This is a genomic window from Streptomyces sp. NPDC002324 (assembly GCF_053593335.1).
Window position 1 is genome coordinate 20,872 of the sequence record NZ_JBSFCF010000066.1, and the last position, 12,081, is coordinate 32,952.

Consider the following 12,081-nt stretch of genomic DNA (forward strand, 5'->3'; position numbering starts at 1 on the left):
AGCTGACGTGTCAGGTATTTCGGCGAGGCTCTGTGAAGGAGGTCACAGGGCTCTGGTCGGCGTCAGGACGTCGGCTGGGGCACCGGCGGCCGGCGCGGCGGTGACCGCCGGGGCGGGGCCGCCGTCGCGGGCGCCCGCGACGCTGCTTGCCGCCGTCCTCGGCCGCCGCTTCGGGGTGTGGTCAGGGCAGCCGGGGCAGGACGTCCCGAGCCGTGTGGCTGAGGATCCGCAGATCTTCGGCGAAGCGCTCGCGGTCCGCCTCCGGGAGCGGGGTGACGAAGTACCGCTTGATGTTCTCCACATGGACCTGAGCCGCGCGCACCGTCGTCTCCTCGCCCAGCGTCGTCAGCCGCACCAGCTTGCCGCGCCGGTCGGAGGGGGACTCCGCCCGGGCCACCAGCCCCGCCGCCTCCATGCGGTCCACCAGCCGGGTGGCGCCGCCGGTGGTGAGGACCTGCTCCTGGGCGATGGCCCGCATCGCCAGTCCCGGCTCGCCCGCCCGGCCGAGGATCAGCAGCACCTCGAACATCAGGTGACTGATCCCGCACTCGACTTCGAGTGCCCGCCCGAGGATGTACTCCAGTCGGTTGGCCGCCCCCTGCAGTCGCCCGAAGGCGAGCACGAGTTCGTGGTCGGCGGCCTCCTTGGCCGTACTGATCCCTGCCTGCTCGCTCACGGCCGTGCCGCCCCTCTCCTGGTCCCGCCTGCCACCGTACCGATCTTGGCGTGACCAAGGGGGACGGCCCCCGGCCGGGCCCGGTCGGCTACGCCCCTGGGTGGAGCCCGAGACGGCGTCGCCCGGGGAGTTGCTGCCCCGGGCGAACTGGACGTCCTGTGCGGCGAACCGGGCCACCCGGTCCCAGCCGTACGTGCGCGCGTACAGGGAGAACAGGTAGAGGATCGCGTCGTCGTCGTGCGGGTTGGACGAGGCGATCCTGCCCTTCCACTGCGGGTCGACCAGGTCGAGCGGGGTGAGCGGGGTGAACGGGACCTTCGCGCCGACCGTCGCCGTGTCGTACAGGAAGTTGAAGGTGATCGCTCCGGTGGCGACCCACGCACCCTGCGGATCCTGGAACGCTTCATGGACCTTGGAGAACCCGGCCGGCCTCTAGTGCAGCAGGCGGCCCTGCGTCTTCCAGCGGTCGAAGTCGTGCAGGGTCTGGAACTGGACGACGTCCGGTACGACGGTGTCGGTGGCGAACTGGTTGTCGACCCGTACGTCGTGGACCCCAGGGGGCACGGACCGGCCGACCACTCCGAAAAGGCCCTCTGCGGCGAGAAATTCCGTCGGCACTCTTGACGAACGGCCCCTCCGTCCACGTAGATATGACCGCGCGGTCAGTGACCGCGCGGTCATATGGTTGACCTCGCTCGATACGGGGCAGACGCCCGCCGGGAGACGCGATGACACGAGTGGTGGCGCACGGCACGGCGACGGCCGCGCCGCGCAGCGCGGACGTGGCCCGGCTGGCCGGTGTCTCGCGCAAGACGGTGTCGCGCGTCCTCAACGACGAGCCCTACGTCTCCGAGGACGCCCGCAGACGTGTCCTCGAAGCCGCTGAGGAACTCGGCTACCGGCTGAACCACGCGGCCCGGGCGCTGGCCTCCGGCCGCAACCGGTCCATCGGCGTCGTGGCACTGGGGACGGCCGGATACGGAACCGCCTCGCTGCTCGTCGGCATCGAGAGAGCCGTACGGGACGCCGGGTACGCCCTGCGCATGGTCAACACGATGGACGGGGAACCGGACGACATCGCCGGTGCCGTGACCTCACTCCTGGAACAGGGCGTGGACGGCATCGTCGTCTCCGAACCCATCGTCGAGGGGGATGTGCACGTGGGCGTCGACGTGCCGCTCCTCTTCCTCGGGGCACCACCGGCCTTCACCTCCGCCCGGACCCTGACCGTGGGAGTGGGCGCGTACGACCTGGCGAGGGCGGCCACCGAACACCTGCTGGACCTGGGCCACCCCACGGTCCACCACCTCGCCGGTCCGGGACGGTGGTACGCCTCCAAGGACCGTACCGAGGGCTGGCGGGCGGCGCTCGCGGCACGGGGAGCGCACGAACCTCCCCTGCTCGAAGGCGACTGGTCGCCCGCCTCCGGCTACGAGGCAGGCCGCCGGCTGGCCGCCGACGGCACCGTGACCGCGGTGTTCGCCGCCGGCGACGAGATGGCCATCGGCCTCATCCACGCCCTGCGGGAAGCCGGCCGCCGGGTGCCGGATGACATCAGCGTCGTGGGCTTCGACGGCAACCCCGTCTTCGCCTACGTCACCCCGCCCCTGACCACCGTGCGTCAACCCTTCGACGAAGCGGCACGGGAAGGGATCAGGCTCCTCGTCCACGCCATCGAGGCGCCCGACACCGAACCGCCTCCGGCGAGCGAACCACCGGTCGAACTCGTCATCCGCGGCTCGACCGCGCCTCCGCGGTCAGGCCGCGACCGCGTAACGGGCTGAACCGGGCGTCGACCTCGCGCAGCCAGGCGAACGCCGACCGCTGGAACCTCGACGGTCCGGCCGCGACCGGTGGCCCCTCTCACCGCCGCGCCAAGCCCGACAGCTCCAGCCGTCCCGCTGTCACATCGTGGCCCCACCGCCGGCCAGGACAGCCGTGCCCCTCCGTTGTCCCCTCCCTTCCCCTCCCCGCGACCGACCGACCGACCGACCGGCCCGCCACGACCGACAGCCCGTGCACCACCACCGGGAGAGCCTCTCCCCCTTCTGACTTCCCGCAGCGCGCGAGAGCCGACGCCCTGAACCCCCCTCCTGCCGTCCGAAGCACGCATGACCGCGAGGCTCCCGGACGCCCGTGCCGCCGCCGCGTCGTCGTCCCTCCGGGCCGGTCGATGTCGGCCACCGAACTCCACCGCTCCCGACCGGACCGACCCGGGGAGCGGCGGGCACCGAAACACACAACCCCATCCCTTCCCGTGGGAGCCGCACATGTCCTCTGCACAGTTGGGCGCCAGACCCGGCGCCGCCACACGTTCCCGTCCCTTCTCCCTCCTGACCCTGATGGTGTCCCTGCTCCTCGCCCTGGGGACGCTGACCCTGCCCGCCGCGGGCCGGGCCGCGGCGGAGTCCCGTCCGGCGCAGACGCTGTACACACCACCGTCGAACGCGCCCTCACCGGGCACGTTCTACCCCCGAGCGATGCGCCTGCAGTACAACGGCTCCGCCAACGGCACCATGCTCGCCACCTTCGAGCAGTACACCTCCGGCACGCCGGTCTTCCCGATCTACCGCAGCACCGACAACGGCAAGTCCTGGACGAAGATCTCCGAGGTCGCCGACACCCAGAACGGCTGGGGGATGCGCTGGGAGCCCGAACTGTTCGAACTTCCCCGGGCCATGGGCGGTTTCCCCGCCGGGACCATCCTCGCCGCCGGTGACTCCGTTCCGGCCGACCGGGGCGGCACCAAGATCGACCTGTACGCCAGCACCGACCGTGGCCAGAGCTGGACCTTCGTGACCAACATCGCGACCGGCGGCCGGGCCATCTCCAGCAACGGCTACACGCCCGTCTGGGAGCCGTACTTCCTGCTCTCCGGCGACAAGCTCATCGTCTACTACTCCGACCAGCGCGACACCGCCCACGGCCAGGAGGTCGTCCACCAGGTCTCCACCGACCTGCGCAACTGGGGCCCGGTCGTCGACGACGTGTCGATGCCCACCTATGCCGACCGGCCCGGCATGCCGGTCGTCACCCGGCTGCCCAACGGCAACCACGTGATGAGCTATGAGTACTGCAACGCCCCCGAGGGCCGGTGCTCCGTCTACTACAAGATCTCCGCCGACCCGGAGGGCTTCGGCTCCGTCACCGGCCGGGTGCTGCGCTCGACCGACGGTGTCATCCCGAGCGGTGCGCCCTTCATCACCTGGCTGCCCGCTGGCGGCCCCAACGGCACCCTCGTCCTCAGCGGCGAGAGCCAGGACGACCTGTTCGTCAACACGGAGAACGGGGCGGCGAACGCCTGGACCCGGATGCGCTCCAACGTCGCCGGCGGCTACAGCCGGGGCATGCTCCCGCTGACCGACGGCCACAGCGTGATGGTGTTCAGCGGGGGACGAGCACGCAGCAGCGGTGTCAACCCCGTCACGTACAGCGTCGTCGACCTGGGCGGCGGTATCTCCGACGGGGCCACCTACACCCTGTCCAACGCGAACAGCGACCTGAGGCTCACCATCGCCGGCGGCTCCACCGCCAACGGCACGGGTGCCACCCAGCGGACCGCGACCGACGCCACCGACCAGAGGTGGCGCTTCGTCCAGCAGCCGTCCGGCTACTTCAAGATCTTCAACGTGGCCAGCGGCAAGGTCCTCGGGGTGGAGAACCAGTCCTCCGCCAACGGCGCCCGCGTCCTGCAGTGGGACGACAACGGCACCCTCGACCACGAGTGGGCCGTCGCCCCGCACCAGGCCGGCGGGTACACGATCACCAACCGGGTGACCGGCAAGTATCTGGAGATCCCTAACGCCTCCACCGCCACCGGCACCGACGCCGTGCAGTGGAGCGGCACCGGGTGCGACTGCCAGCGCTGGGACTTCACCCAGACCGCTCTGCCGCCTCTGGGGACGGGCCAGTACGTCCTGGTCAACAAGAACAGCGGCAAGTACATCGACATCCCCCAGGGCTCCACCGCCACCGGCACGGCCGCGGGCCAGTGGCAGAACTCCGCCTGCTCCTGCCAGCTGTTCACCTTCCAGTCCGCGGGAGGCGGAGCCTGGACCATCAGGAACGTCAACAGCGGTCTCGACCTGGCCGTGCGCGACGCCTCCACCGCCCCGGGCGCGGCCGTCGTCCAGACCACACCTTCCGCCGCCGACACACAGAAGTGGAGACTGGTCGAGGCGGGCGACGGCTACTACGAACTGGAGAACGTCGACAGCGGCCTGCACGCCGGAGTCGCCCAGTCCTCCACGAGCAACGGCGCCGCCGTCGTCCAGTGGAACGACGTGAACCTCGACGACCAACTCTGGAAGATCGTCCGCGTCAACTGACAGGCCGACGAAGCCACTTCGGCGACGTCCCCACGTCGATCACGTCCCCACGGAGCAGGGCCCCACGGCACACCGGCATCGCGATGCGAGCCGAGCGCCGGGAGGCCCTGCTCCGCCGTTCCCCTCAGGCCTGCACGGCCCGCGTCGACGGTCGGGCGGAGAGTCCGGTGAGGTTATCCGGGCTGAGGAGCGTGTCCAGTCGGCCGGCGGTGAGCAGACCGGCCTCGGCGGCGAGGTCCCTGATGGGGCGGCCGGTGGCCAGGGCCTGGCGGGCCAGGGCGGTGCAGGCGGCGTAGCCGATGTGCCGGGCATGATCGACGAACCCGCCTGCACCGGCGGCAGGTTGATCTCGCCGAGTCCGGCGGTGGGGCCGGAGGAGGTCAGCCGCATGTCGTTGCAGGTCCTGGAGAGCTTCACGACGACGCGCTTGAGGACCCCCGAGAGCTGTACGAAGGCCCCGCAGTCCTGGGTGGCCTCGATGAAGTCGCCCGCCGCCCGGACGGGTTCACCGCTGATCTCGGCGAGATACGCGCAGGCGAGTTCCGCGTAGCGGGGGTGGCCGTTGATGCCGGTGCCGATCGCGGTGCCGCCGCGGTTGGACTCCAGCAGCAGGGCCGCGGCCTCGGTGAATCGGCCGCGGTCCTCCTCGATCATGACGGCGTAGGTGGTGAACTCCTGGCCCAGCGTCATGGGGACGGCGTCCAGCAAGCCGCCGTACTGGAGTCCGTCGCCTCGGTGATGTTCAAGGCCGTCGGTTACGTCATCCGGATCGCACCGCTGGGAGTGCTCGGCTTCATCTCCTACGACGTCGCCCACTACGGCTTCGGCAACCTGAGCAGCCTCATCGGCTTCATCGCCGTCGTCTACGCGGGCCTGGCCGTCGTCGTCGGCGTCCTCTTCCCGCTCATCGCCGCGATGTACCGCATCCGGTACTTCGACCTGCTCAGGTCCATCGCCGGGCTGGCCGGGATCGCCTTCGTCACCCGCAGCTCCGAATCGGTGCCGGCCCCGCTGATGGGCAGGCTGGAGGCGTTCGGCCTCAGCCGGTCGACGACCTCCTTCGTGGTCCCGCTCGGCTACTCCTTCAACACCGACGGCTCCGTCCTCTACCAGGCCGCCGCCCTGGTCTTCCTCGCCAACGCCTACGGCGCCTTCTACACCAAACTCGTCTCGGCGACGCCAGGTTCGAGCGACCAGGACCATCTCCGTACGGTCATCTGGTCCGACCCCACCATCCCCGACCGCACCGAGGCCCTGCTGGGCGACGGCCCCGACCCCACCCCCTGGCTGCTCGACGGCAGCCGTGTCCTGCGCGAGGCCGGAGCGACCGTCATCGCCATCCCGTGCAACACCGCGCACGCCTTCGTCCCGCGTATCGCCGACCATGTGGGACTGCCCATCGTCCACATGATCGGAGAAGTGGCCCGGCACCTGACCACGCCGAGTCCGCGCATCCACACCGTCGGACTGCTCGCCACCACCGGAACCGTCCGCGCGGGCCTCTACGAGGAGTGGCTGGACCGCTTCGGCATCCGCCTGCTCCTGCCGGACGCCGACGCCCAGGAACGTGAGGTCATGACCGCCGTGCGCGCGGTGAAGGCAGGTGTCCACGACGCCACGACGACCGCGTTGCTGACCCGCGCCGCCCGGCGCCTCACGGAGCGGGGCGCGCAGGCGGTGATCGCCGGCTGCACCGAGGTCCCCCTCGGGCTTCCCGCGCATGCCGTGGACGTCCCCCTCGTCGACCCGGCGCTCGTCCTGGCCAGGGCTCTGGTGCGCCGGGTCCTGGACGGAGGCGGAGCCGCGCCGGGGGAGTGAGCGGCGATGTACCGTACGCAATATGTCACTCGACCGCCCTGTCTCCCGCCGCCTCCTCAGTGACGAGGTGTTCCATCGCCTGCGCGACTCCATCGTGCGCGGCGAACTCGTCCCCGGCGAGAAGGTCAGGGACGGTGAGCTCGCCGAGCGCCTCGGCCTCAGCCGCACCCCGGTGCGCGAGGCGCTCGCCCGGCTCGCCGACATCGGCCTGGTGGAGGCCAAACCCGGCGTCTACACCCGCATCACCACCCTCAACCGCCGCGACGCGGAGAAGACCCTCGCCGTCCTGCGCTCCCTGGACCGACTCGCCATCGAGACAGCCGTCCCGGTCATGACCGAGCACGACTTCCGGCGCATGCGCGACGCCAACCGCGACTTCGAACGGGCTGTCGCCGCCGACGACATCGGTGCCGCCCTCGACGCCGACGACCGTTTCCACGCCGTCCCCATCGAGGCCGCGGACAACCCCGTACTCGGCAGGATCGTCGAGCAGCTCCACCCGCAGATCCACCGCATCCTCCACCGCAAGTTCTCCACCCTGCTCGGCGGCCGCAACACCATCGAACACCACGACGACCTCATCGCCGTGTGTGCCGATGGAGACGCCCGTTCCGCCGCCGAACTCTCCGGACGCCACTGGTCCGAACTGGGCGGACACATCAACCAGCTTTTCGACACCAACCAGTTCGCCGAGACGGCCACCGACTAGAACATCGGCGGACGACCCGGACCACCTCGACGACGGCGACGACGCCGGCCCCCGAACAGTCGGCTCAGGCGTTCGCCGGTGCGGGCTCGGCCTCGGCCTCGGCCTGGGACGGCGCGGCCGGCTGCTCCGGCGCGTCGGGAGCGGTGTAGTAGACGGACGAGCCCTGCCTGCTGCGCTGGGCGTTGCTCTTGGCGACGAGCCCTTCCAGCGTCGTGCGGACGACATTGGTCTGGATACGGCGGTCGGGGTGGGCCTGGGTGAGCGCGGCGGCGACCTCGGCGGCGGAGCGCGGTTCGCTCTGCTCGGTGAGGTGCCGGCGGATGAGCTCGACGAGGGTGGGCTGGTCCTTCTTCGGGCCCTTCGGGGCCGCGGACTTGGAAGCCGTCGACTTGGGCGCCGCGGTCTTGGCGGCGGCCGTCTTGGTCGCGGCCGTCTTGGGCGCCGCGGTCTTCGCGGCAGCGGGCTTCTTCGCCTGCTTGGCGCCCTGTGCCGGAGCGGCCTTCTCGACCTTCTCGGCCTTCTTCGCACGCGTGCGCTTGGTGGCCGGCGGGGTGGCGGCGGTCTTCTGCCGCGGAACGGGGGCTGCGAGGACCTCCTCGGCCGCGGGAGCGGTGTCAGGTGTCACGAACCCGAGTGCCTGCTGCACGTTCGCCAGCACACTGTGGTCCTGCTGCAGATTGCGGAGTTGCTCCTGCAGAGCGTCGATCTCTCCGTGGAGACGCTCCTGTTCCTTGGCGTTCCGTTCGAGGTCGGCGGCGACCTGAGCGGTGTACTGCGCCTTGAGATCAGTCGTCTCCGAAGGTGTTTCGGTCATGGCAGTCCCTCCCGACAAATGAATGTGCTGTGTGCGGATGTTACTCACCCTTCCCAGTCCACAACCCTGCTGTCTGCATTGATTCCTACGAAGAGGGGGTGCTCGCCGACGAGAACGAGGTGCGTGAGCCGTCCTGGCAGGCGTTTGCACATGCTCGCGCACGACGTCCGGAGCAGGGCCCGGAGTGTCAGGGGTCAGGCGAGCACCAGCCTGCGTTGTCGCAGGCCACAGCCGTGCCACGGGTGGCGTGCGGCAGGCGCACCCACCGTCTGGCTGCGTGGTCCGATGATGAGTGACAGGCTTGTGCTGTGTCCCGGCAACCATCGGGGTGGCGAATACGGTTGTGCGCCGGCGATGAACGGTTCCGAACACAGCAACGGACACCACCTGTCGGAAGGCGGCAGACAGTGAGCACAAAGCCCTTCTCGGAGGACGACCCGCGCGTCACGCCGTACCTCTGTGTCGACGGCGCGGCGGCCGGGATCGACTTCTACGTGGCTGTCCTGGGCGCCACGGAACGCATGCGGATGGCGTCACCGGACGGCAAGGTCCACCATGCCGAACTGCAGATCGGCAACTCGGTCGTCATGGTCGCGGACGAGTTCCCGGAGCTGGGGTTCCGCGGACCCAGGTCACTCGGCGGCACACCGGTGCACCTGTATGTGTACGTCGAGGACGTGGACGCGGCCTTCGCCGAGGCCCTCGCCCGAGGAGCCACCGAGGTGAACGCCGTTAAGGACGAGTTCTACGGCGACCGGGTCGGGCAGTTCGAGGACCCCTACGGTCACCGGTGGCATGTCGCCACGCACGTGGAGGACGTCCCGCCCGAGGAGATGGAGAAGCGGGCCGGGGAGGCCATGTCCGACTGAATCTCCGTTGCCGAGGTGACTCGCACAGCGCGATCCTCAAGGCCATGAGGTTCTCCATATGCGGCTGAGGCTGCGACAGTTCAGGCCCCGGACCGGACCCCGCCGGCACCGCGTCGTCCAACCCGGTCAACCCCTTCGCCACACCACACTGCGCGCTCCCGAGCCCATCGGGATGCTGCTCGGCGACCACGACGGGCTCAACCGCCTCGCGGCACTGTTCTCCTTCGCCGCCTACTCCCGGCACACGATCGTGCACGTACCACTGCGCGACAGCCTGCCGCCCGACGAGGGTGTGGGCGAGCTGGTCGACCTCGTCCTGGCCCACCACACACTCGGGCTGCGCCCCAGCGCATGGCCCGAGCTGCGCCGCAAGCTGGTCGACGGCACCCCACTGACCGTCCACACCGACGAGGCACGCACCGACCGGGACTCCACCGCCTGGCGCGAACGCCACGAACGGACCGACAACCGTGACGAGTTGCGGCACGCCACCCACGCCCGAACGTTCTTCCTGTTCGGCAGCCGGGACGTCTTCGCCGGAACCGCCATGTCCCTAGCCCACGCGGCGGGCTGGGGCCCGCTGCAGGAGGGTGTCGCCAAGGGCCGCTCGACACTCATGACGGCACTGCCGACCCTGGTCCAGCGACCCGGCGGCGGACACCCCCTGGAGATGCTGGTCTGCTTCAAGCCGTATCCGCCCTACGCCCACTTCCGACGGCCGGGGCGATGACCCGATCCGGTTGTCGCCGCGAGCCGCGACGGTCAGTTCCCCGGCCTGAGAACGGCGGTTCAGACAGTCGGTGTCACGCAGATCTGATCGCACAGGCCTGCGCGAACACGTCGACGGCGATCCTCTCGGTGCCGGCGCAACGCCATGTGCTGGAGCTGGACGTGATCGGATTGTCGGTCCCCCTCACCACGACCCCCTTGGCCGCGGGACAAGCAATGATCATCACAGGCAGTGGTGATGACGGGCAGCCATGTCTCGGCCAACGTCAGGAGACGCACCGCACCGCCCCGCCTCGTCGACGTGGCCGAGGCGCGTGGGTCACATCGACGGACGCGAGACCTCGTTCGCCGTTCTCCACCCCCAGACGGTGAGCATGCCGGCCGACAACGCGGCGCACTCGTCCGAGCCCAGGTACCGGACCGCCGCGTCGACGGCCCGGTCGTCGACCAGGCCGGTCGCGAGCATGGCGTCCCGGCTCCGCTCCCATGTGTCCGCCCAGAAGCGGCTGAGGGGACCGCCCGGCAGCAGGGGCGGCACATGGATCTCGGCCGCGACGGAGGTGAGGCCCGCCGCCCGCAGCAGATGCGGGTAGGACGGCACCCAGGAAACATCGGTGCCGATGGTGGCCCGCAGCCCCTGCCACATCGCTCGCATGACCCTGGTGTACGGCGTCACGGGCGTCCGGTCGCTGGTCAGGTCGACCGCGTCGCTGAGCACCAGCACACCGCCGGGCACGAGGAGTTCGGCCAAGGTCGCGATCAGGCGGTCGCGCTCGGCGAGGTGCATGAGCACGAAGCGCGCATGGACGAGCCGGAACCGGCCCGGGGCGAAGCCCGGTGCGGTGATGTCGGCCTCCAGCACGTCCAGCCCCGGCACGGGCTGGGTGCGCAGGAAGCGCACATCGCGGTCCACGGCGAGCACGCTCGTCACCCCGGCCTCGTCCAGCAGCCGGCGCGAGACCGTGCCCGTACCGGCACCCACGTCGAGACAGTGCCATCCGGGTCCCGCCCCGAGTGCCCGCAGCCGAGCCATGGTGATGTCGTCGTAGGCGAGGGCGCCGAGGTCGATCCGCTCATCCTCACCCGTCTGTTCCGGACGGAAGACGGCTTCGCCGTAGCGGCCGTCGCCCGTGGCGCGTTCGTGCATGTGTCAGCCTCTTTACGCCGTGGGGTGTGCCGGGCGACCGTAGCGAGGCCACCACCCCACCGATCCTCCACCGGCGCCCGCCCGTCCGCACGGCCGAGGCGCGCCGCGCTTGAGCCGTTCGGCCCTCAAGAGGCAGGGCACACGACCGCGGTCCTTCCAGCCCGCTCCACCGTCGTTCGATTCGGCGCGCTCCGTCGTCCTCGTTGTCCGGCAGGACCAGCCACGAGGCGGCGTACCCCGACGTGGTGTCGGGGTACGCCGCCTCGGGCCGGACGCGCTGGGGGAGGCGATCGACGTGGTCGTGGCGGCTACCTGGGCCCGCGGTTGAACACCGACTTCGACCAGAAGTAGCCGAGTACGGAGAGGCCCAGGCACCAGGCGAGGGCGAGCCAGCCGTTGTGGCCGATCTCGGTGCCGAGGAGCAGACCGCGTACGGTCTCGATGGCCGGGGTGAAGGGCTGGTACTCGGCGATCGGCTGGAACCAGCCCGGCATCGCGTCGATCGGCACGAAGGTGCTGGAGATGAGCGGCAGGAAGATGAGCGGCAGCGCGTTGTTGCTGGCCGCCTCGACGTTCGGGCTGACCAGGCCCATGCCGACCGCGATCCAGGTGAGCGCCAGCGAGAACAGGGCGAGCAGCCCGAACGCGGCGAGCCATTCCAGGGGGGTCGCGTCCGTGGACCGGAAGCCGATGGCCACACCGACCACGCCGACGAGGACCACGCTGGCCATGGACTGCAGCACGCTGCCGACGACGTGCCCGATGAGGAAGGAGCCGCGGTGGATCGACATGGTGCGGAAGCGGGCGATGATGCCCTCCGTCATGTCCATCGACACGGACACCGCGGTGCCGATCGTGCTGCTGCCGATGGTCATCAGCAGGACGCCCGGGACCAGGTAGGCGATGTAGTCGGAGCGGTCGCTGCCTCCGATGCCGGCGCTCATCACGTCGCCGAAGATGTAGACGAAGAGCAGGAGCAGCATGATCGGCG

At 70.3% G+C, this 12,081-nt stretch carries 10 protein-coding genes and 2 pseudogenes; 6 read left to right on the top strand and 6 right to left on the bottom strand.

What is annotated here, in order from left to right; genetic code table 11:
* Positions 1–181: 181 nt before the first annotated feature.
* Both ACWCRJ_RS42945 and ACWCRJ_RS42950 read right to left on the bottom strand, forming a co-directional pair.
* Positions 182–676 (bottom strand): MarR family winged helix-turn-helix transcriptional regulator, encoded by a 495-nt coding sequence (locus ACWCRJ_RS42945; RefSeq protein WP_450944431.1) that lies wholly within the window; start codon positions 674–676, stop codon positions 182–184.
* Positions 677–733: 57 nt separating this feature from the next.
* Positions 734–1,225: pseudogene (locus tag ACWCRJ_RS42950) on the bottom strand (ABC transporter substrate-binding protein); the annotation flags it as partial.
* Between the two features lie 179 nt (positions 1,226–1,404).
* Between ACWCRJ_RS42950 and ACWCRJ_RS42955 the strand changes: the two are divergent.
* Together ACWCRJ_RS42955 and ACWCRJ_RS42960 are read left to right on the top strand one after the other, a co-directional pair.
* Entirely contained in the window at positions 1,405–2,460 is a 1,056-nt protein-coding gene (locus ACWCRJ_RS42955; protein WP_450944423.1) for a LacI family DNA-binding transcriptional regulator, read from the top strand.
* A gap of 486 nt (positions 2,461–2,946) precedes the next feature.
* Entirely contained in the window at positions 2,947–5,004 is a 2,058-nt protein-coding gene (locus tag ACWCRJ_RS42960) for an RICIN domain-containing protein (RefSeq protein ID WP_450944424.1), read from the top strand.
* A gap of 303 nt (positions 5,005–5,307) precedes the next feature.
* Here the strand turns inward: ACWCRJ_RS42960 and ACWCRJ_RS42965 are convergent.
* A pseudogene (locus ACWCRJ_RS42965) lies at positions 5,308–5,712 on the bottom strand (lyase family protein); the annotation flags it as partial.
* Between the two features lie 30 nt (positions 5,713–5,742).
* Here ACWCRJ_RS42965 and ACWCRJ_RS42970 point away from each other — a divergent pair.
* On the top strand, positions 5,743–6,822 hold the full coding sequence (locus tag ACWCRJ_RS42970) for an amino acid racemase (RefSeq protein WP_450944432.1): 1,080 nt from the start codon (positions 5,743–5,745) through the stop codon (positions 6,820–6,822).
* A gap of 22 nt (positions 6,823–6,844) precedes the next feature.
* On the top strand, positions 6,845–7,531 hold the full coding sequence (locus ACWCRJ_RS42975) for a GntR family transcriptional regulator (RefSeq protein ID WP_450944425.1): 687 nt from the start codon (positions 6,845–6,847) through the stop codon (positions 7,529–7,531).
* A 64-nt stretch (positions 7,532–7,595) separates the two neighbouring features.
* Here ACWCRJ_RS42975 and ACWCRJ_RS42980 read toward each other — a convergent pair whose 3' ends face one another.
* Positions 7,596–8,345, bottom strand: a complete 750-nt coding sequence (locus ACWCRJ_RS42980; protein WP_450944426.1) for a hypothetical protein — start codon at positions 8,343–8,345, stop codon at positions 7,596–7,598.
* Positions 8,346–8,752: 407 nt separating this feature from the next.
* On the opposite strand from ACWCRJ_RS42980, the gene ACWCRJ_RS42985 reads away from it, so the two are divergent.
* On the top strand, positions 8,753–9,214 hold the full coding sequence (locus ACWCRJ_RS42985; protein ID WP_450944427.1) for a VOC family protein: 462 nt from the start codon (positions 8,753–8,755) through the stop codon (positions 9,212–9,214).
* A gap of 58 nt (positions 9,215–9,272) precedes the next feature.
* The gene (locus ACWCRJ_RS42990; RefSeq protein WP_450944428.1) at positions 9,273–9,944 is read left to right on the top strand and encodes a hypothetical protein; all 672 of its coding nucleotides are present in this window, start codon (positions 9,273–9,275) and stop codon (positions 9,942–9,944) included.
* Between the two features lie 318 nt (positions 9,945–10,262).
* On the opposite strand, the gene ACWCRJ_RS42995 is transcribed toward ACWCRJ_RS42990, so the two are convergent.
* Both ACWCRJ_RS42995 and ACWCRJ_RS43000 read right to left on the bottom strand, forming a co-directional pair.
* Positions 10,263–11,090, bottom strand: a complete 828-nt coding sequence (locus tag ACWCRJ_RS42995; RefSeq protein WP_450944429.1) for a class I SAM-dependent methyltransferase — start codon at positions 11,088–11,090, stop codon at positions 10,263–10,265.
* 308 nt (positions 11,091–11,398) lie between these two features.
* Positions 11,399–12,081, bottom strand: a 683-nt coding sequence (locus ACWCRJ_RS43000; protein ID WP_450944430.1) for an ABC transporter permease, incomplete at its 5' end; no start/stop codon positions are given.